The sequence below is a fragment of the Streptomyces sp. NPDC097129 genome (assembly GCF_055668065.1).
Window position 1 is genome coordinate 39879 of sequence record NZ_JBVOQE010000018.1, and the last position, 20366, is coordinate 60244.

General features: G+C 70.9%; 15 protein-coding genes. 9 read left to right on the forward strand and 6 right to left on the reverse strand.

The genetic code is table 11. From position 1 onward, the window contains the following. The first annotated feature begins 230 nt into the window (after positions 1-230). From AC0B9F_RS34780 to AC0B9F_RS34805, 6 genes are all read left to right on the forward strand, one after another. Complete coding sequence (locus tag AC0B9F_RS34780; RefSeq protein ID WP_472009341.1) at positions 231-2771, forward strand: discoidin domain-containing protein; 2541 nt, start codon at positions 231-233, stop codon at positions 2769-2771. A gap of 174 nt (positions 2772-2945) precedes the next feature. Further along, entirely contained in the window at positions 2946-3884 is a 939-nt protein-coding gene (locus AC0B9F_RS34785) for a sigma-70 family RNA polymerase sigma factor (protein WP_472009343.1), read from the forward strand. Between the two features lie 57 nt (positions 3885-3941). Next, the gene (locus AC0B9F_RS34790) at positions 3942-4544 is read left to right on the forward strand and encodes a dihydrofolate reductase family protein (RefSeq protein WP_472009345.1); all 603 of its coding nucleotides are present in this window, start codon (positions 3942-3944) and stop codon (positions 4542-4544) included. 870 nt (positions 4545-5414) lie between these two features. Further along, positions 5415-6494, forward strand: coding sequence for a hypothetical protein (locus AC0B9F_RS34795; protein ID WP_472009346.1), 1080 nt, complete (start codon positions 5415-5417; stop codon positions 6492-6494). Positions 6495-6544: 50 nt separating this feature from the next. Next, positions 6545-8347 (forward strand): Ig-like domain-containing protein, encoded by a 1803-nt coding sequence (locus AC0B9F_RS34800; RefSeq protein ID WP_472009347.1) that lies wholly within the window; start codon positions 6545-6547, stop codon positions 8345-8347. A 51-nt stretch (positions 8348-8398) separates the two neighbouring features. Continuing rightward, complete coding sequence (locus AC0B9F_RS34805) at positions 8399-8797, forward strand: TOBE domain-containing protein (protein ID WP_472009349.1); 399 nt, start codon at positions 8399-8401, stop codon at positions 8795-8797. On the opposite strand, the gene AC0B9F_RS34810 is transcribed toward AC0B9F_RS34805, so the two are convergent. From AC0B9F_RS34810 to AC0B9F_RS34820, 3 genes are all read right to left on the reverse strand, one after another. After that, entirely contained in the window at positions 8745-10346 is a 1602-nt protein-coding gene (locus AC0B9F_RS34810) for a helix-turn-helix domain-containing protein (protein ID WP_472009350.1), read from the reverse strand. The genes AC0B9F_RS34805 and AC0B9F_RS34810 overlap by 53 nt on opposite strands. 336 nt (positions 10347-10682) lie before the next feature. Further along, the gene (locus AC0B9F_RS34815; protein ID WP_472009351.1) at positions 10683-11981 is read right to left on the reverse strand and encodes a methyltransferase domain-containing protein; all 1299 of its coding nucleotides are present in this window, start codon (positions 11979-11981) and stop codon (positions 10683-10685) included. Beyond that, complete coding sequence (locus tag AC0B9F_RS34820; protein ID WP_472009352.1) at positions 11978-12469, reverse strand: molybdopterin-dependent oxidoreductase; 492 nt, start codon at positions 12467-12469, stop codon at positions 11978-11980. The genes AC0B9F_RS34815 and AC0B9F_RS34820 overlap by 4 nt, the downstream gene beginning before the upstream one ends. Before the next feature lie 429 nt (positions 12470-12898). Here AC0B9F_RS34820 and modA point away from each other — a divergent pair, with 429 nt between their 5' ends. The 3 genes from modA to AC0B9F_RS34835 all read left to right on the forward strand — a co-directional run bounded on the left by modA (position 12899) and on the right by AC0B9F_RS34835 (position 15242). After that, positions 12899-13732, forward strand: a complete 834-nt coding sequence (gene modA / locus AC0B9F_RS34825; protein ID WP_472009353.1) for a molybdate ABC transporter substrate-binding protein — start codon at positions 12899-12901, stop codon at positions 13730-13732. A 501-nt stretch (positions 13733-14233) separates the two neighbouring features. Next, positions 14234-14653 carry a TOBE domain-containing protein gene (locus tag AC0B9F_RS34830; protein ID WP_472009355.1) on the forward strand — a complete coding sequence of 140 codons (420 nt, stop codon included), beginning with the start codon at positions 14234-14236 and terminating at the stop codon, positions 14651-14653. Between the two features lie 58 nt (positions 14654-14711). Further along, positions 14712-15242 carry a GNAT family N-acetyltransferase gene (locus AC0B9F_RS34835; RefSeq protein ID WP_472009356.1) on the forward strand — a complete coding sequence of 177 codons (531 nt, stop codon included), beginning with the start codon at positions 14712-14714 and terminating at the stop codon, positions 15240-15242. Positions 15243-15411: 169 nt separating this feature from the next. Here AC0B9F_RS34835 and AC0B9F_RS34840 read toward each other — a convergent pair whose 3' ends face one another. Genes AC0B9F_RS34840 through AC0B9F_RS34850 form a run of 3 tightly spaced genes read right to left on the reverse strand, consistent with a single transcriptional unit; the run spans position 15412 to position 20250 of the window. Further along, a complete protein-coding gene (locus tag AC0B9F_RS34840; protein WP_472009358.1) occupies positions 15412-16515 on the reverse strand; it encodes an XdhC family protein in 1104 nt (367 codons plus the stop codon). Positions 16516-16567: 52 nt separating this feature from the next. Beyond that, positions 16568-19456 (reverse strand): molybdopterin-dependent oxidoreductase, encoded by a 2889-nt coding sequence (locus tag AC0B9F_RS34845; RefSeq protein WP_472009359.1) that lies wholly within the window; start codon positions 19454-19456, stop codon positions 16568-16570. Beyond that, complete coding sequence (locus AC0B9F_RS34850) at positions 19447-20250, reverse strand: FAD binding domain-containing protein (RefSeq protein WP_472009361.1); 804 nt, start codon at positions 20248-20250, stop codon at positions 19447-19449. The genes AC0B9F_RS34845 and AC0B9F_RS34850 overlap by 10 nt, the downstream gene beginning before the upstream one ends. Positions 20251-20366: the final 116 nt, after the last annotated feature.

Here is a 20366-nt window from a genome sequence, read left to right on the forward strand (position 1 = left end):
CGCGAGGGGATAACTGACGGAGCGTCATTCGGCGACCGCACTCAGAAGGCCGCCCGAAATCCCCACACCCTTTGCGTGCCGGGGTCTTGTCACCCGACTGACGTCACTAGTTAACTCAAGTCTTGAACTAAGCACGCGGCAACGCCTCCCCGCTGTGCCCGCGTACGCCGGCGCAGTCAAGTCCAGCCCTTGTTGCCGCACTTCGTCCACCCCCACCCGCAGGGACCCGTATGAGACTCAGATCCCTGGGCGTCGCGCTCGCCACCACGGCCGCGCTGAGCGCCCTGCCCCTCGCCCACACCGCGGCCTCCGCGGCCGAAACGCCCTTGTCACAAGGGAAGACGGTCACCGCGTCCTCCCAGGAGAACAACGGCACCCCCGCCGCCTACGCGGTCGACGGGGACACGGGAACACGCTGGTCGTCGGCCGCCACCGACGACCAGTGGCTCGAAGTCGACCTCGGGGCCAGGGCCTCGGTCACCCAGGTGGCGCTGAACTGGGAGGCGGCCTACGGCAAGGACTACAAGGTCCAGATCTCCGACGACAACAGCACCTGGACCGACCTGAAGTCCGTCACCGGCGGCGACGGAGGGCTCGACACCCTGGCGGTGTCCGGACAGGGCCGCTACGTGCGCATGCTCGGCGTGCACCGCGCGACCCCGTACGGCTACTCCCTCTGGGAGTTCCAGGTGTTCGGCTCCACGGGCGGCGCCCAGTCCGGCTGCTCCACGGCGAACTCCGCGCAGGGCAGGCCCGCTTCGGCCTCCTCCACGGAGAACGCCGGCACGCCCGCCTCGGCCGCCTTCGACGGCAGCACCGCCACCCGCTGGTCCAGCCAGGCCACCGACCCGCAGTGGATCCAGGTCGACCTGGGATCCGTGCAGGACGTGTGCAAGGTGGACCTGAACTGGGAGGCCGCCTACGGCAAGGACTTCCAGATCCAGGCCTCCTCCGACGGGCAGAGCTGGAGCACGCTCAAGAGCGTCACCGGCGCGAGCGGCGGCACGGCCTCGTACGACGTCAGCGGCTCCGGCCGGTATGTGCGCATCCTCGGCACCGCACGCGGCACCGGATACGGATACTCCCTCTGGGAGGTCGCGGTGCACACCGGCGCCTCCGGCGTCCCGCCCGTCCAGGGCGGCGGCGACCTCGGCCCGAACGTCATCGTCGTCGACCCCTCCACCCCCGGCCTGCAGCAGAAGTTCGACGACGTCTTCGCCCAGCAGGAGTCGAACCAGTTCGGCACCGGCCGCTACCAGTTCCTGCTCAAGCCGGGCACCTACAACGGCGTCAACGCCCAGATCGGCTTCTACACCTCCATCTCCGGCCTCGGCCTGAACCCCGACGACACCCAGATCAACGGTGACGTCACCGTCGACGCGGGCTGGTTCAACGGCAACGCCACGCAGAACTTCTGGCGCTCGGCGGAGAACCTCGCGATCACGCCGTCCAACGGCACCGACCGCTGGGCCGTGGCGCAGGCCGCCCCGTTCCGCCGCATCCACGTCAAGGGCGGTCTCAACCTGGCGCCCAACGGCTACGGCTGGGCCTCCGGCGGCTACATCGCCGACTCGAAGATCGACGGCACCGTCGGCCCGTACTCCCAGCAGCAGTGGTACACCCGGGACAGCTCGGTCGGCGGCTGGTCCAACGGCGTGTGGAACATGACCTTCAGCGGCGTCCAGGGCGCCCCGGCCACCAACTTCGACAGCGGCCCCTACACCACCCTGGACACCACCCCCGTCTCCCGCGAGAAGCCCTTCCTCTACCTGGACGGCTCCGCCTACAAGGTGTTCGTCCCGGCCAAGCGCAGCAACGCCCGCGGAGTGTCCTGGCCGGCGAACGCGGGCACGTCCCTGCCGCTCGACCAGTTCTACGTCGTCAAGCCGGGCGCCACCGCGGCCACCATCAACCAGGCTCTCGCCCAGGGCCTCAACCTCCTGTTCACCCCGGGCGTCTACCACCTCGACCGGACCATCGACGTCACCCGAGCGAACACCGTCGTCCTCGGTCTCGGCCTCGCCACCCTCGTCCCGGACAACGGCGTCGACGCGATGCACGTCGCCGACGTCGACGGTGTGAGGCTCGCCGGATTCCTCATCGACGCCGGCCCGGTCAACTCCGACACACTGCTGCGCATCGGCGCCCCCGGCTCCACCGCCGACCACTCCGCCAACCCCACCACCATGCAGGACGTCTTCGTCCGCATCGGCGGCGCCGGCCCCGGCCTCGCCACCAACTCCGTGGTGGTCAACAGCAACAACGTGGTCATCGACCACACCTGGCTGTGGCGCGCCGACCACGGCAGCGGCGTCGGCTGGGACACCAACCGCGCCGACTACGGCCTGCGCGTCAACGGCAACGACGTCCTCGCCACCGGGCTGTTCGTCGAGCACTTCAACAAGTACGACGTCTACTGGAACGGAGAACGCGGCCGCACGATCTTCTTCCAGAACGAGAAGGCGTACGACGCCCCGAACGCCGCCGCCGTCACCCACGACGGCATCGTCGGCTACGCGGCCTACAAGGTCGCCGACACCGTCACCACGCACGAGGCATGGGGCCTGGGCAGCTACTGCAACTACACGGCCGACCCCTCGATCGTGCAGGCCCACGGCTTCCAGGTGCCCGTCAAGCCGGGGATCAAGATGCACGACCTGCTGGTGATCTCCCTCGGCGGCAAGGGCCAGTACGCCCACGTCGTCAACGACACCGGCGCCCCCACCTCGGGCACGAGCACCGTCCCGTCGAAGGTGCTCCAGTTCCCCTGACCGCCGACCGCCCCTGACCGCCCGGCCCACGGCGCACCCCCGCACGCGGCGCGCCGTGGGCCCTATCCGAACCGCCTCCGACCGGCCACGACGCCGGGACGGCGAGCGCGGCTGCTCGCCGTCCCGGCGTCGTTCTCCGTGGGCGTGAGGCCGGGTGTGCGGCATGATGAGCCTGTGGATCTCGAGCCGTACCGGGGTGAGCTGGTGGCGTTCTGCTACCGGATGCTGGGGTCGTTCCACGAGGCCGAGGACCTGGTGCAGGAGACGCTGCTGCGCGCCTGGAAGGCCCGCGACCGGTACGACCCGGCGCGGGCGTCGGTGCGGACCTGGCTGTACCGGATCGCGACCAATGTGTGCCTGACCGCGCTGGAGGGACGCGGGCGGCGTCCCCTGCCGTCCGGGCTGGGAGTGCCGAGCGACGATCCCGGGGCGCCGCTGGTGCCGGCGCTCGATGTGCCCTGGCTGCAGCCGTTCCCCGACGCGCGGTGCGACGTGGAGGTCAGGGCCGATCTGCGGCTCGCGTGGGTGGCGGCGGTGCAGGTCCTGCCGCCGCGGCAGCGGGCGGTGCTGGTGTTGCGCGAGGTGCTGGCGTTCACCGCCGCGGAGGTCGCCGAGCAGTTGGGGACCACGGTCGCGGCGGTCAACAGCGCACTGCAGCGGGCCCGCGCCGCCCTGGCCGGCGTGGGCGATGCCGGGGCGGTCACCGAGCCGGACGATCCCGAGGTGCGGGCGGTCGTCCAGCGGTACATGCAGGCGTTCGAGGCGGCCGATGTCCCCGCGCTGGTGCGGCTGCTCGCCGACGACGCGGTGCTGGAGATGCCGCCGGTGCCGCTGTGGTACCGCGGGAGCCTGGACTACGGACGGTTCATGGAGCGGGTGTTCGCGATGCGCGGCACGGGCTGGTGCGTGCGGGAGCTGACCGCCAACGGGCAGCCCGCGCTCGCCGCGTACGCGCCGGAGCCGGGCGGCGGGCACCGACTGCACACCCTGCAGGTCTTCACCGTCACCGGCGGCCGCGTCGCGCGCAACGTGGTGTTCGCCGATCCGCGCGTCTTCGACGCCTTCGGGCTGCCGCGCGACATCCCGGCAGAAGAGTTCCGCCGGCGGCGATGAGTCGGGGCGGTGCCGCCGGTACGTACCGGTGAGCACCGAACCGAAGGGAATCTCATCATGAGCGTCGTCGTCATCGAGTTCATCACCCTGGACGGGGTCGTGTCCGACCCGGACGGTTCCGCCCGCAGCCCGCTCGGCGGCTGGGCGTTCCGGTACGGCCCCGAGGCGGTCGCCGGGGACAAGTTCCGGCTCGGCCGCACGCTGGACGACGGGGTGCTGCTGCTCGGGCGCACCACCTGGCAGCTGTTCTCGCGGCTGTGGCCGGGCCGCGACGACCCGTTCGCCGCGCGGATGAACGCCGTGCCGAAGCTGGTCGCCTCCCGCACCCTGAGCGGCGCCGACACCTCGGTGTGGGCGAACTCCCAGGTCCTCGACGGCGACCTGGTCGAGGCCGTCAAGGGCGAGCGGCGGGACGTGGTCGTCACCGGGAGCCTGAGCGTCGTGGACCGGTTGATGGCCTCGGACCTGGTCGACGAGTACCGCCTGCTGACCTTCCCCGTCGTCCTCGGCACCGGCCGGCGGCTCTTCCCGGCCGACGGCCCCCACGCCGAGCTGGAGTGCCTGGCTGCCGAGCAGGTCGGTGCGGCTCTCCTCACCCGTTACCGGAGACGCGTCAGCAGCAGTTCGGTCAGGCGTTCCGGGCTACGCAGCGGCAGGTAGTGGTCGGCGTCGGGGATCGTCTCGCCGCGGGCTCAAGTGCTGGGTCGCCTGCACCGACCCGGCCGTCTTCGGCGGTCACGGTGGCCGTGGCGGCGCGCCCTGCACCAGTAGTTCCGGGTGAGGGACAGTCGAGCGGAGGCTTCCGCCGGTCCGGTGCTCCTGGCCAGCCACCTGACCGGCGGATCCGTCACCATCTTGCCGCCCGCCGCCGGCCGCGACTGTCCGAGGGTGCCCCTGCCTCGCGGCCGGGGCGGTCGCGCCCCGCGTGACCAGCTCCGCGCGCCGTTCAGGCCGCCGACGAAGCAGCCCGGCGGTGCGACCCGTGGCCCGACGACGGTGCCGAACGAGGTCAGCCCGCCGATGCGGGGACGCGGCTTGTACCGCGCGGGCATCCGCATCAGCCGCGACCACATCGCGTCCGTCGTCAGCACCCTCGTCCTCGCCAAAGCGTTGAGAGCCTCGGCGCCTCGCCGACTGCCGATGGGACGGAACGGCTGCGGCAGCCACGCTGGAGCATCACACGAGCTGTCGTCGGCCTCGGCAGCCAGCGTACGGACGGTCGTCCGAGGTTCGGTCGGAGCCTTGCCCGGCTTACGCATCTGCAAGCCTTTCTCCGTGATTGACGTGTAGATGCGGGCCGGAATCGCTGTTAGAGTCCGCATGCTCCAAGCGGATCGAGGCGCCCCGGAACACCCGGGAGCCGCCGCTGCCGCGTTCCCTGAGCGAGCTCCCCACCGGGAGCGAACGGGGCCCTGCCGCCCACCCTTTCCCTGATCAGGAAAGCAGCATCTCCCATCGCCACCTGCCCGTCGCGCGACAGCGCTGCGGCCGGTCGCTCCCCCTCCGTTCTGCGCATGTGAAGAGGACTCGATGAAGACAAGACGTCTGCGGCGGCTCGCCGCAGGAAAGACCCTCGCTGTCGGCGCCGTGCTCGCCCTCGCGGTTCCGGGCGTCGCGTACGCCAACACCGTGGGGGGCGTGGTGAAGACTCCCGGCGCCACGGCCGGCCCGGCCTCCACCTTCTCCGAGATCACCACGAGTGCCTCCTGCACGAGCGGCCTGATCTCCGGAGGGGGGATCAACCAGGCCATCGGCACGGGCGCTTCGTCCAACGGCAACAAGATCAACGGCACCTCCCCCAGCCCCGACGGCAGCACCGAGTACCTCGGCTCCACCGGAGTGGTCGGCACCGACGTCACCCACTGGCTCGGCATCGGCGGCAGCGGGGGCGCGGTCAACGCCTCCTTCTCCACCACCCCCTATGCCCTGTGCTTCACCAGCAACGTCATCAACCACACCCAGGTGGTGATGAACAAGGTCACCGGTCCGACAACCAGCGGCACGGTCGGTCTGGCCACCGCCACCTGCCCGGCGCACACCCGCCTGCTCGGCGGCGGGGCCCGCATCACGCCCCCGAGTGTCGGCAGCCTCAAGCCGATCGCGAGTTTCCCCACCTTCAACGACGCCGCACACGACTACGGGCAGAAGGCCGCGGCCGACGGCGACGCGAACCCCGACTCCTGGACAGCGGTCGGCTGGAACGGCGGGGGCGGCAACAGCACCAACACCACCTATGCCTACGCCCTCTGCAGCGGCAACACCATCGACATCAGCGGTACGACCGTCAAGGTGCGCTTCAGCGAGGTCAGCGGACCCACCAACGCCACCAGTGGCCAGACCGTGACCGCCGGCTGTGGCGGCAACGACGGCAAGCTCGTCAGCGGCGGCGCCGCGATCAGCGGAGGCAGCGTCACCACCACCGACTTCACCGGTCCCGGTTCCGGCGGCGACCACCTCAACGGCAGCTACCCCAGCGACTCCGGTGGCACCCCGCTCACCGACGGCACCACCAACGCCGCGTACTGGACCGCCTTCACCCACACCGGCGGCACCAGTTCGCCGAGCACCTACTCCGAAGCCTGGGCCCTGTGCGCCGACGACGGCGCCTGAGCCGAGCCGCCGTACCCACAACTGCCCAACTCCTCCCTGAGGTAGATCTGTTGAACCTCCTACGCTCCAAGCTCCTGCCCGCCGTCGGCGCCGCCGGTCTCGTCACGGCGGTGCTCGCGCCGCTCCCAGCCGAAGCCGCCACCAGCGCCGATACCGCAACTCCCGCCACTGCCTCCCCCTGCGGCGTCGGCGGCCTGTTCAGCACCGCCCCGCCAACGTGCACGTACGACTCCGCCGGCACGGACGCCTTCACCGTGCCGGACGGGGTGCACGCCGTCACGGTCGATCTGTACGGCGCCGAAGGCGGCAGTGCGGCCGGCTTCGTCGCTCCCAACCCGCCCAACACCGGCGCTCCCGGCGGGCTCGGCGGCGAGACCCGGGCGCGGTTGGCCGTCACTGCCGGACAGAAGCTCCAGATCACGGTCGGCGCACCCGGTATTTCCGGGACCTCCCGGCACGGCGAGTACGCCCGGCCGGGCGGATTCGGCCATGGATCCGGCGGCGGGGGCGCTCACGGCGGCGGCGGATCCGGCGGCGGCGCCTCCGACGTGCGCATCGGCGACTTCGACCCCGCAGACCGGGTCCTGGTGGCCGGTGGCGGCGGTGGCGCGGGCAACGGCGGACCGCTCCTGCACGGAGGCGACGGCGGAGGCCCGGCCGGCCAGGACGGCGGCCAGGGCGGCGGCCCCGAGGGATCCGGCGTCGCCGGTGGCGGGGGAAGCCGGACCGCTCCCGGGACCGGCAGCCCCAACTCCGCCCTCGGCGGGCCCGGAGGCGCCGGCGGCGACACCGATCCGAACACCGGCCTGCCCAACCCCGGCAGCGGCGGCGCCGGCGGCAACGGGGCCCGAGGCGGCAACGGCGGAGGCGGAGGCGGAGGCGGCTACTTCGGGGGCGGAGGCGGCTCCGGCGGCGGAAACCCGGGCAACCTCTACGGCGCCGGCGGAGGCGGCGGAAGCGGTTACGCGGCGCCCGCCGCGTCCGACGTCTCGCTGCTCCAGGGCGTCCACCACGGCAGCGGCAAGGCGGTCGTCACCTTCCGCTACGGCACCTCCGTCTCGCTCACCGCGGACACGCCCACGCCGCTGTTCGGCCACGCCGTCACCTTCACCGCCGTCATCGGCCCGGCGAACACCACCGCCGGTGTCCCGACCGGCACGGTGACCTTCTCGGACGGCACGATGCAACTGGCGACCGTCCCGCTCGACCACGGCCAAGCCCGCTTCACCACCAGCGGACTGCGACCCGGCTCCCACGCCGTCACCGCCACCTACAGCGGCGACACCGGCTTCGCTCCGAGCGCGACCGACGCCGCCACGGACGTCACCGTCGGCTTCAGCCGGCCCTGCATCACCACCGCCCGCCACGGTGGACTCACCGTCGCCGCCGACGAGGCGATCTGCATATCCTCCGGCGGCAGCCAGGACGGCAAGGTGACAGTGCTGCCCGGCGGGTCGCTCGCCGTCTCGGCTGCCCGGATCACCGGCCCCGTCAGCTCCGACGGCGCTCTCGCCCTCACCCTGTGCGACTCGACGCTGACCGGGCCGCTCACCGTCAGGCGCAGCAGCGGGTTTGTGCGCATCGGGGGCGACCCGACGACCTGTGGGGGAAACACCGTGCGGGGCCCGCTGACGCTCGATGCCAACACTGGCGGTGTCGCGGTCACGGGCAACACGGTGACCGGCCCGGTGGTGATCACCGACAACAGCGGAAGCGGCCTGACGCCCCAGGAGGCCACTCCGGCGTTCGAGGGCAATCAGGTGTTCGGGCCGCTGTACTGCGACGGCAACGAACCGGGGCTGGACCAGAGGGCCGACACCGTGAGCGGTCCCCGGTTCGGGCGGTGCCGGTGACGTGACACACCGGCCTGCGCGGCCCCGTGGGCGACCCCCTAGGGTTTCCCTGTGCCGACGTACAGCATTGGCCAGGCCGCGCGCCTGCTGAGGGTGAGTCCGGAGACGGTGCGCCGGTGGGCCGACGCGGGCCGCCTGCCGGTCGGGCGGGACGGCTCAGGGAACCGGGTGATCGACGGGGTGGGGCTGGCGCGGTTCGCCAAGGAGCGGGCGGCCGAGGACGTGCGGAGCAACGTGGCCGGGCCGCCGACCTCCGTGCGCAACGCGTTCACCGGGATCGTCACGGCGCTGGACGTGGACGACGTCGTGGCTCGCGTGGAGATCCAGGCCGGCCCGCACCAGGTCGTGTCCCTGGTGACCCGCGAGGCGGTGGAGGATCTGGGCCTGGGGGTGGGCGTCACGGTCGTCGCGCGGGTGAAGTCGACGAGCGTGCACGTCGAGCGGTCGTAGCGGCTGGGGTGCCGGCCCGGTCCGCCGTCGTCGCTCCTGGCGTGCCGGCCCGGTCCGTGCGGCACAGCAGGGCAGCCCAAAGGTCCAGGCGGTCCTGGAGGCGGGAGAGGTTACGGCCGGTGAGGTGCTCGATGCGCTCGACGCGGTAGTGGACAGTGTTGACGTGCAGATGCAGGGCTTCGGCCGTGCGGCTCCAGGAACCGTCGTGGGCGAGGAAGACCTCCAGGGTGCGCCTCAGCGCGGCGGTGGAGGCGCTCACAGGGCTGCGCAGTGGTCCGAGGACGGTACTGCTGTAGGCGGCACGAACCTCGGCCGGTACTCCGGCCAGCAGCGTGTCCAGCGTCATCATCGCGGTGATGTCGGTCAGGGAAGAGGTACCTGGCGCCGTCGCGCGGGCGGAGGCCAGGGCATAGCGGGCCTCGGCCAGGGCGCCGGGCAACCCGGCCGCCTCGCCCGCCGGTGAGGCGAGCCCACCGTGCAGCAGGACGCCCGGCTCGCAGGCGGCCACCAGCGGCCAGGTCCTCGTCAGCCGGGCCGCGGCATCCTCGGGCACCACCGCGAACGCGGTCCCGTCCGGCAGACGTCCCACAGTGGCGAACGCCGGAGTCGTGTGCGCGACCGCTTCCGCCAGTGCCCCCTCCGCCAGCCCGTCGTACCGCACGTCGGTGCCGGCCACGGCCAGACGCAACGGCCCATCGGCCGGCAGACCGCAGGCGCGTACCGCGGCAGCCAGATCGCCCGTGTCAGGGAAGTGGAGCAGCCTGCCGAGCTCGTCCGCCGCATGACGCCCGGCTGCCCGGCGGCGGGCCAGCACTTCCTGGCAGCGGCCAAGGACGGTGGTGATCTCGTTCAGCAGGCGCGGGGGTACCGCGTCGGGGTCCGGCAGGTGCAGCCACCAGCGTTCGTACGGAGTGGACTTGTCGGCTTCCACCGGTACCGTCGCACCGGTGCCGCTCCCCGGCAGGGCCGCAGCCACCCGCGCCGGGAGTGGCTCCGCGCCCGGCGTGCCCGCGACGGTCCGGCCGGCCGGGGTGAGGACGTAGGCCGCGGTGCCCTCGAGATGCGCGAAAGCGGCGGTGAGCACCAAGGCCGGGTCGGCGCCCTGCGCGACCAGCCGGTCCAGCCGGGCGCGCATGTGTCCGGGCAGCGCGTGATTGCGGCTCAGCTCGCCCCACTGCCGCAGGTACACGGTGTCGGTGATCGCCCGGAACATCACATGGGCGGGCACGCCGGCGACCGGGACTCCGTGCCGTTTACACGCCTCGACCAGGCTGCGAGGCACCGAGCCGTGAGTCTCCTCGCCTGCGAGAAGCGCGGCGGCGCCTGCCTCCTTCAAGCCGGACACGAATCGTTCGGCCTTGCCGCTTCCTCCGTCCGTGCTCCACCAGACGAGTCCGCTGAGCACGACCTCGTCGGGGCGGACGAAGCGGGCGGGGTCCTCCAGGTCGGTGACGGTGACGCCGCTGATGTCCTGGCGCAGCAGCGAGTCCTCGGCCCAGAGCAGGCGCAGGCCGAGGGATTCCTCCTGCAAGAGATGTTCGACGTGCATGTGGTCCGGCTCCTCATACGACTGCGGGTGGCAGTGCCCGACACCCGGCATCTCACATTCACCAGGTGAGTGTGAGTCATCGCATCGTAAATGCAAGGCACGATAGGCGGAACGCCTCTTGGTTGATTCACCGACCACCGCCGTGTGAGAGCCGTCGTTTCCGTGCTGCGAACCAGTCGTGCAGCCCCCCTTCCCGTGACAAGCAGCCGCCAGGGACCGCAGCGGCGCCGAACGCATAGCCCGGTGCGCGGTGGTCACCGGTCCGCGGCATGGGCGGTTGCGGGTGTGGTCAGGTCCGCTCGCCCTGCCTCGCAGGGACGGTGAAGGACTACGGGTTCATCCGCCGGAACGGACCGCGCGGGCCAGGAAGTGGCGGGCGGCGTCCTCGTAGCAGGCCAGGTCCCAGCCGGCAGTCTCCAGGGCAAGGCCCAGATTCTCCTCGGCCAGCGGGTCGTCCGGGTCGAGTGGGCGGCCGTGCCGGGCCGCGCGTTCGGCGCGGCCCGAGGGGTGGAACAGCAGCAGGACTCCGCCGGGGGCGGTCACCCGGGCCCACTCGTGCAGGGCGGCCGCGGGGTCGGGGACGTGGTTGATCAGGCCCGCGCTGAAGACGCCGTCCACGGCGCCGGCCGGCAGCGGCAGCCGGCAGGCGTCGGCCAGCAGCAGCCGGGCGAGGTCGGCGCGGCCCTCCCGCGCGGTGGCCGTGAGCATCGCCGGGGTCAGGTCCAGGCCGAGGACGACCCCCTCGTCGCCGACATGGGCGCGCAGCGCGGGCAGGGCCCGGCCGCTGCCGCAGCCGACGTCCAGAGCGCGCTGCCCGAGGCGCAGCCCCATGCGGGCGACGGCCGCCGCGTACACGGGGTTGTCCGCGGCGTAGCGTTCCTCCCAGGAGGCTGCCCGGGGTGTGAAGAAGGTGCGGGTCGCCGTGCCGGCCGACCGTGCGATGACGAGGTCGGCGAAGCGGGCGAGGATCTGGTCGCGGTGCGGGGCCAGGGCACTCAGCTCCGCGAGGGCCGATTCGATGTGGTCGGGTGCCATTGCCGCTTGGTCGGGGAGCACCGCCTCGAAGGCTTCGACGGCCCTCTTGTCGACCTCCACGTGGAACCGCAGGCCCCACGCCGTGCCGCCGATCCGGAACGCCTGGACCCTTCGGCGGTCGCAGGAGGCCAAGACAGTCGCCCCCGTCGGCAGGTTCGTGATGTCCGCCTGCCCATGCAGGACGCGGAGCCGAGGGGGCAAGCCGGAGAAGAGGGGGTCGGTGTCCGCGGCCGGAAACAGACGGATCTCGCCCCAGGCGGCCCTGGTGCCGTCGCCGGCGAGAGCCGTTCCGCCCGCCGCCGACGCCAGGAGCTGTGCGCCGAGGCACACTCCGAGCACCGGCACCTCGGCCTCGAGCGCGGCTTGCAGCAGTGCCAACTCGTCCGCAGGGCCGGGACAGCCGTCGTAGGCCGCAATAGGGCCGCCCATGACCACCAGGGCAACCGTGTCGGTGAGCGTGGCCGGCACCGCCTCCCCCGCCCAGGTGCGGCAGACCCGCAGCTTCAGCCCGGCGGCCTGCAGCGCCGTGGCGATGGCGTACGGGCCTTCCTGCGGCGCGTGTTCCAGGACCAGGACGTGCGCGCCGGTCGAGGGGCTCACCGGGTCACGCCCGTCGTCGCGTAGCCGCCGTCCACCTGGATCGTGTCGATGCCGCTGATGTGCCGGGCCCCGCAACGATCCTGCGGCAGCACCAGTTGCGGGCCGGCGCGGTCGAGCGGGGTGCCGTCGAGCGTGACGCCGAGCAGGACGGGGGCGCGGCCGAAGTCCGGGTCGATTTCAGCCCAGGACAGCAGTGAGTGGTGGCCGTCCGCGCCGCGAACGGCGATCAGGAAGCGCAGGCGGTCCTTGCGGCGTGCCGGGTCGTAGGCGGGGCCCGCCGCGGTGAGGACGTCGTGCAGAAGCGGCCCGGTGAAGCGGTGGTGCTGGGTGCCGCGGGTGGCGCACTCGAAGGCGACCTGTGCCTCGTGCTGGGGCCAGGCGAGCAGGCCGGGCACCGTCAGCCTGGCCGGGCGGGATAGATCTCCGCTGATGACGATTTCCGCCAGCTCACCGGCGGACGTACGGGCAGCCGCGAGGGACTGGGTCACGAGCCACCACCTCCTGCATGACCGTACCCGACCAGACGTCCCGTACAAACGCACATGCCAGGACAAAACCAATAACGTTCGGCTCATGCGAAGCTACAGGTGACTCTCACCTTGCATATGCGGAAGTATGATCCCCGTATCCGGATCTACCGGATCGGGGACGCGGCCGCCTTGCTCGGCGCCTGTCCCGGCACCGCGAGGCGCTCGTCGACGGCGGGAAACCGACCGCCGAACGCGAGGAGTCGGGACGCTGGAGCACCCCCGAGCCGGCCCTCACGGCCTACGCCCGCGAGTCGGCTGAGGACCTGAAGCCCGGTGTTCCGGCAGCAGCCGTGAACAAATCGACCGACGTGGTCGTCGAAAGACCGTAGATGCGTCCGTTCAGGACCAGATGAGTCCGTTCAGGACCTAGAGGGAGTTGGACCCGTGATGACCCGTTCCGCGCGCCGGACCCGCCGCATGCTTCAGGTGACCGGGGCAGGTGCCGCCGCCCTCATGGCCGTGAGCGCCTGCTCGTCTTCCGACTCGGACTCCTCCGCGAAGCCGGACTCCTCCGCGTCCGCCTCGGCCTCGGGCTCCGCCAAGCTGTCCGGCGAGGTCACGGTCTTCGCGGCCGCCTCGCTGAAGGAAAGCTTCACGACGCTCGGCAAGGAGTTCGAGAAGGAGCACCCGGGCACGAAGGTCACCTTCAGCTTCGGCGGCAGCGACAGCCTTGCCGCAAGCATCACAGGCGGCGCCCCGGCCGACGTGTTCGCCGCCGCCAGCCCCAAGACGATGAAGATCGTCACGGACAAGGGCGACGCGGCCGGCGCCCCGGCCACCTTCGTGCGCAACCAGCTGGAGATCGCCACCCTTCCGGGTAACCCCGCAAAGCTGGCCTCCCTGAAGGACCTCACCAAGTCGGGACTGAAGGTCGTGCTGTGCGACAAGACGGTGCCGTGCGGCGCCGCCGCGCAGAAGGCCCTGACCGCGAGCGGCATCAAGCTCACCCCGGTGTCCTACGAGGAGGACGTCAAGTCCGCCCTCAACAAGGTGGTGCTGAAGGAGGCCGACGCCGCGCTGGTCTACAAGACCGATGTGAAGGCGGCCGGCGACAAGGTGCAGGGCGTGGACTTCCCCGAGTCGGCCAAGGCCATCAACAACTACCCCATCGCCCAGCTCAAGAACGCCAAGAACGCCGAGGCCGCCAAGGCGTTCATCGCGCTGGTGCAGTCCCCCGAAGGCCAGAAGGTTCTGACCGGGGCAGGTTTCCTCAAGCCGTGACCAAGGGCCTGTCGTTCGGATCACGCTGGCTGCAAGGTGCAGTGCCTTTCGGCCGACCCGAGCGGGGTCTGGTGCGTGCAGCTGCAAGGCGGAGGAGGGAGTCGACGCGGAGCGTCGGCGACCGACGACAACGCCGCAGATGTGCGTGCCAGACCCCGCTCGGGTCGGCGTGATCCAAACGACAGGGCCTAGCTCCACGAGGCCGGCGCTGCGGCCGACCCCCGCACGGGTGGGCCGCGGCTGCGGTGCGTCCGCGGGAACCCCCGCCGACGCTCCTGATCGCGCTGATCGGCCTGGCGCTCCTGGTACTCCCGCAACACCGAGTCTGAGGAGACGCGCAGAGGGCCGGCCGGATGAGCCGTACCGCGTCTGCGAGGCGCAGCAAGATCTTTCGCTCGCGTATGCGATGGCGCCCAGGCCAGGCTGCCACTGCCGCATTACGGTGGATCGCGCAGCACCCGAAGACAGACGAATCACCCATACTCTGCGAGGCGTCCGACCATGAGCCTTAGTATCCGCAACCAGATGCCCGGCACCGTCACTTCCGTCACCCCGGGCGAAGCCATGGCGACGGTCAAGGTCCGCCTCGACGGTGGCCAGGACGTCACCGCCGCCATCACCGTCGACGCCGTCAAGGACCTCGGTCTCGCCGAGGGCTCTTCGGTTCGTGCCCTGGTCAAGGCCACCGAGGTCTCGCTGGCCACCGGCCAGGTGGAGGGCCTGTCCATCCGCAACCAGCTGCCCGGCACCGTGCGCGAGGTCGCGACGGGCGCCGCCATGGCCACGGTCAGGGTCTCGGTCGAGGGCGCGGAACTGACCGCCTCCATCACGAAGGACGCGGCCACCGACCTCGGCCTGGCCGAGGGCTCCTCCGTCACCGCTCTCTTCAAGTCGACGGAGGTCTCGCTCTCAGCCGTATGACCCCAGGCGGGAACCAATTCGCTGGTGGCCGCTTGTTGTTGGTGGTCATACTGCCGCGATGGATCCAGTGACTCTTGAGACCGACCGTCTGGTGCTGCGGGCCTTCACACCTGCCGACGTGGATGCGGTGTATGCGGCCTGCCAGGACGAGGACATCCAGTTCTACACCCCGGTGCCGGTGCCGTACCGGCGTGCGGACGCGGAGAAGTTCGTCGGCGAGAAGCTCCCCACTCAGTGGGCCGAGGACAGGGACTACACCCTCGGCGCGTTCCGCAAGGACACCGGCGTCCTGGTCGGCTCGTACTGCCTGACCCTCATCAGCCGCGGCGTCTGGGAACTCGGTTACTGGGCGGTCAGGGAGCAGCGCGGACGCGGGTACTCGGTGGAGGCCGCTCGGGCCCTGTGCGACTGGGGCTGGGCCACGCTCGACGTGCACCGCATCGAGTGGTGGGCCATGGCCGGCAACACCGGCTCGCGTGCCGTCGCTGAGAAACTCGGCTTCACCGTCGAAGGGACACTGCGCAATCGCGGCATCGCCAACGATGGCAAGCCGCACGACTGGTGGGTGGGCGGACTGCTGAGGCCTTGATGTTGTTGGGGACGTACGGGCGGTCCCTTCGGTCGGGCCACGCCGGCCGCCGCGCTCGGGCTGACGGCCGGCTCCCTGACCGGGCTGGCGGCCGGGAACGGGCACCACTTGGTGGTTCGCCTCAAGTGGCCGGGACCTGGTCGCCGCATGAGCACATTCCCCAACAGCATCAGGCGCTCTGGAGAGTTGCCATGTGAATGGGGCCGTCGGTGTGGCCGAGGGGCAGGGTGGTGGCCTGGGAACGGGTGGCGATGATCTCCGCAGCGATGGAGACCGCCGTCTCCTCCGGCGTGTTCGCACGCAGATCGAGACCGATCGGAGAGTGCAGGCGGGAGAGCTCGACCTCATTCAGTCCCGCGTCGCGCAGTCGCCGCAGACGGTCGATGTGGGTGCGGCGCGAGCCGAGGGCGCCGACATAGCCTGCCTTGCCGCGCAGGGCCTCCTGGAGCACGGGGACGTCGAACTTGGCTTCGTGCGTGAGCACGCAGATCACGGTTCGCTCGTCGAGTTCACAGTCGGCGAGGTATTTGTGCGGCCATTGCACGACCACCTCGTCCGCGTCCGGGAATCGTGATGCTGTGGCGAATACCGCTCGCGCATCGCACACCGTGACGTGGTAGCCGAGGAACTTGCCCATGCGGGCCAGCGCCGCCGCGTAGTCGATGGCGCCGAACACGAGCATCCGGGGCGGGGTGGTCCAGCTCTCCACGAAGACCTCATGGTCGAGATGATCCGTGTCCGGTAGCGACCGGCACACGGTCAGCACCCTGGTCGTGTTCTGCGCCAGCAGGCCCCGTGCCTTGGCGGCGATGCGCTCGTCGAGGTCGGTGTCACCCGTGGTGCCGTCGTATCCCGTGGGATGCACCGCCAGCAGGGCGCCGGTGCTCAGCACGCGGGCCACCGCGACCGGGGCGCCGTCGCGAGCGGCGCGCAGCGCGGCCGGCAGGGCGCCACCCGGCCACGGGGCGAATCGCTGGATGTGCACGTCGATCACACCGCCGCAGGTCAGACCGACGGCGAACGGGTTGTCCGGGTCGTAGTCGTAGCTGTGCCGGACGGGTACACCGGTGTTGAGCACTTCCAGAGCGGCGTCGTGCACGGAGCCTTCGACGCATCCGCCGGAGAGGCTGCCGAGGACAGTGCCGTCGGCGCGCACTGCCATCGCGGCGCCCGGTCCCCTCGGTGCACTGCCCCTGACCCCGGTCACCGACGCGACGGCGAACGGCTCCCCCGCGTCGATCCACTCCAGCAGTTGTCCGGCGATGTCCCGCATGGTTACTCCATCCTGTGCGTCGCCCCCGGCCGGGCCGGCGGGAGGGGTGTGTTCAGTGGACGGTGGAGAGCTCTCTCGACCGGTTGTTGATGCGCACGTGCGCCAGCTTCCACCAACCGGGCACCGCAGTCGGGTCGTTGAGCATGCGCCAGACCCGGTCGCGGGAGAACGGCGTCTCATAGGGCCGCGTGCCGACTGCGCGGCGGATGGCGTTGCCGAGGGCGGCCGGGACAGGGTTGTAGGGGCTCTCGCTCATCGATTTCGCGCCGAAGGGGCCGAGTTCGTCGAAGGTCTCGGCGAAGTAGACCTCGGTCTCCGGGACGTCCTGCATCTGGGGGATCCGGTAGGCGCGCAGCACCGGGGTGAGCAGGTTGCCCTTCTCGTCGAGCATGACCTCCTCGGACAGTGCGGTGCCGAGGGCTTGGGCGACCCCGCCCTCCACCTGGCCGCGGCACTGCTCGGGATTCATCACGGTGCCCGCGTCGGCGGCGTGCACCGATTGCAGGATGCGTACCGCGCCGGTGCGGGTGTCGACGGCGACGCGGACTCCGTGCACGTTCCAGGCCAGCGAGCGGAACTCGCCCAGTTCGTCACCGCGTGCGAATGCGCCGTCGCCGTCCCGATGGGCCGCCGGGCAGGCGCGGATGACCTCGGCGAAGCCGACGATCCGCTTCGGGGTGCGGATGCCGTCGGGGAACATCGAGCAGTCTGCGGGCTCGCTGCCGGTGATCTCGGCAGCGACGCGAAGCAGCAGTGTGCGCAGAGCGATCGCCGCAGCATGCAGGGCTTTGCCCGCTACGGTGGTACCCGCCGAGGCGAATGCCCCGGTGTCGTAGATCGCCCCGTCGGTGTCCGAATTCGTCAGGCGCACTCGGTCCAGCTCGGTCGACATGTCGGTGGCGACGATCTGGGTGTGTACGGTCGTGGTGCCGTTGCCGAACTCGCTGGTCCCCACGCCGGCGACGTAGGTGCCGTCCGGCTTCACGGTCAGGGTCGTCTTGGAGACGTGGCCGAAGGGCGCCATCGTCGCGATCATCGCGACCGCCATCCCCTCGCCCACGCGCCAGTGCTCGCCTTCCGGCGGGGCCACGCCGTTGCCGCGGCCGAGACCTTGCTGCACGAGATCGAGGCACTGGTCGAGGCCATAACTTCCGAAGACGAGCCCCTCATCGGCCGGATGGGCCTCCACCAGAGGGTCACCGTCGCGGATCATGTTCTTGCGCCGCAGCTCGAAGGGATCGATGTCGAGGGCGAGCGCGAGTTCGTCCATCGCGGACTCGACACCGAGAATCACCTGTCCGAGGCCATAGCCCCGGAAGGCGCCCGACGGAACGTTGTTGGTGTACACCGATGCGGCGTCGACCCGCTTCACGGGAGCCCTGTACAGGCTGATCGACTCGGCGCAGCCGTGGAACAGCACCCCGGGTGCGTGGTTGCCGTAGGCCCCCGTGTCGGCCAGCACGTGCAGCTTGATCGCGGTGAGTTTCCCGCTGCGCTCGGCCCCGAGGGTGACCCGCACGCGGAACGGGTGGCGCACCGAGGTGCGCGCGAACTCGTCGGCGCGGTTCATCTCGTACAGCGCGAGTTTTCCGGTGCGCAGGACCACGAGTGCGACGAGGTCCTCGGAAAACATCTCCTGTTTCCCTCCGAAGCCGCCACCGACACGTTTGGTGAAGACACGCACTCGGTCCTCGGACAGGTCGAACAGCCGGCACAGCGTGCGTCGGGTCAGGAAGGGAACCTGGGAGCTGGTCCGGATGACCAGTCTGCCGTCGTCGTCGAGCCAGCCGAGGCTGCCGTGCGTCTCCAGTTGCATGTGCGACACACGCTGGGTGCGCCACTCCCCGTGCACGGTGACATAGGAGTCCGCCAGCGCTTCGTCGACGTCCCCGCCGACTCCGTCGTGGATGGAGGCGACCACATTGCGTGCCGGGTCCTGCGGCAGCTCGGCCTCGGGCTGGTCACTGTCGATCAGCTCGGGATGCAGCACGGGTGCGCCGGGTGACATGGCGCGTTCCGGATCGTGCACCGAGGGCAGAACGTCGTAGGTCACTTCGATGAGACGGCAGGCCTGCTCGGCGGCGCTTGCGGACGTCGCGGCCACGACCGCGACCCGCTGCCCTTTGAAGCGCACGACGTCGTCGATGATCCGGGTGTCGTGGGGGTCGTCGGTGCGACGTTCGTGCTGCGCGGTGGAGTAGCGGCTCCGGGGTACGTTGCGGTGGTCCAGCACCAGTTCGACGCCCGGCAGCTGCTCTGCCTTCGTGGTGTCGATGGCGAGGATGCGGGCGTGCGCGTGCGGCGAGCCGAGGACGCGAAGGTGCAGTGCGCCGGGGAGTTCCATGTCGAAGGTGTACGGTTCGGTTCCGGTGACGACCCGCTTGGCAGCGGGCGGGTTCACCGAGGTTCCGACTTTCGTCTTCGCATCATCGGTGCCCGGCTGATCGCAGTCGCCGCGACCGCCGGCCCGGCACGTCGGCTCGGAGTCGCCCGACTGCTCGGCGCCGGCGGCCTTGACGCCCTGGACGATCGCCTGGCGGATGGACCGGTACCCGGTGCACCGGCACAGGCTGCCCTTCATCAGCCGGGGCAGGTCGTCGAGTTGGTCCTCGGTGAGCGTGGACGCGGTCACGATCATGCCGGCGGTACAGAAGCCGCACTGGAAGCCGAAGTTGTCGACGAACGCCTGCTGCATCGGATGGAGCTGATCGACCGTCCCCAGGCCGGAGACGGTGGTCACCCGCCGTCCCTCGACGCGCTGTGCCGGATAGATGCACGAGTGCACGGGCTTGCCGTCGACCAGCACCGTGCAAGCCCCGCAATCGCCCGCATCGCATCCCTTCTTGACCTCGAAGTGTGCCTGGTCACGCAGGAAGGTACGCAGGCACTGTCCGGGGCGTGGAGTGGCTGTGCATGCCCGACCGTTGACGTTCAGCTCCATGGCTGCAGCTCCTCCAGAATCTCCTCGAGCAGCACGGCGCTGACGGCGCGGCGCCAGTCGGCGGTGCCCATCGGGTCGGTGTAGTAGCCGTCCGCGCCCAGCGCGTCCGCACGCAACCGGACGGACGAGGGCAGGGTGTCGTAGCGCAGCACCACGGGACGCAAGGTGGCGGCCGTGATGGTGAACACCGCCGCTCCGGACTCGTCCAGTCGGCCGGTGAGCACCGCCGCGCTACGACCGATCTCGACCAGCGCCATCTTGCGGAACCCGGTACGCGCGCGCAGCGCGTGGGCGGGGATGTCGATGCACCGCAACACATCGCCGGCAGCCAGCGAGTTGGTTCCGTTGCCCGTGGGTATGTCTGCGACGGGCAGCGTGTACTCACCGCCGTCCGCCGTCCAGATCAGCGCGGTGGCATCGAGAGCCGCAGCCAGCGACACCATGGCGGCCGCGGCGTACGAGCGGCAGATGTTTCCGCCGACCGTCATCATGTTCCAGACCTTGAACGAGGCGAGCAACGCGGAGGCCGCCTGGAAGAAGAGCGGATGTGCCCTCCAGCCCTCGCGCCGGCGGATGCGGGACAGTTCGGCAACCGTGCAGGTGGCCGCGATACGCAATCCCGTTGGCGTGTCCTCGATCGAAGGCCACCGCATCGTCGCCAGGTCGACCAGCCCGGTCGTGTTCACCTGGGGCTCCGAGTACAGCCAGGTCCCGCCGCCGAGGAACACCTCACCCGGTGCCAGAACGAGATCCTGGCGTGCGCGCGCGGGACGCCACGTCTCGATGGTGTTCAAGTCCACAACACACCTCATGCACATGTGCGCCGCCGGGGGTCGGCGGCTCGGAACGCGACCAGTAGAGCGTCAGCGGTGTGCCGCTCGTCATGCCTGCCGCATACGGATCTCCGAAC

Excerpts from the sequence above, each read along its gene's own strand:
- AC0B9F_RS34780 (WP_472009341.1), top strand. The coding sequence starts at position 231 with ATGAGACTCAGATCCCTGGGCGTCGCGCTCGCCACCACGGCCGCGCTG.
- AC0B9F_RS34790 (WP_472009345.1), top strand. The coding sequence starts at position 3,942 with ATGAGCGTCGTCGTCATCGAGTTCATCACCCTGGACGGGGTCGTGTCC.
- AC0B9F_RS34795 (WP_472009346.1), top strand. The coding sequence starts at position 5,415 with ATGAAGACAAGACGTCTGCGGCGGCTCGCCGCAGGAAAGACCCTCGCT.
- AC0B9F_RS34810 (WP_472009350.1), bottom strand. The coding sequence starts at position 10,346 with ATGCACGTCGAACATCTCTTGCAGGAGGAATCCCTCGGCCTGCGCCTG.
- modA (WP_472009353.1), top strand. The coding sequence starts at position 12,899 with ATGACCCGTTCCGCGCGCCGGACCCGCCGCATGCTTCAGGTGACCGGG.
- AC0B9F_RS34830 (WP_472009355.1), top strand. The coding sequence starts at position 14,234 with ATGAGCCTTAGTATCCGCAACCAGATGCCCGGCACCGTCACTTCCGTC.
- AC0B9F_RS34835 (WP_472009356.1), top strand. The coding sequence starts at position 14,712 with ATGGATCCAGTGACTCTTGAGACCGACCGTCTGGTGCTGCGGGCCTTC.
- AC0B9F_RS34840 (WP_472009358.1), bottom strand. The coding sequence starts at position 16,515 with ATGCGGGACATCGCCGGACAACTGCTGGAGTGGATCGACGCGGGGGAG.
- AC0B9F_RS34845 (WP_472009359.1), bottom strand. The coding sequence starts at position 19,456 with ATGGAGCTGAACGTCAACGGTCGGGCATGCACAGCCACTCCACGCCCC.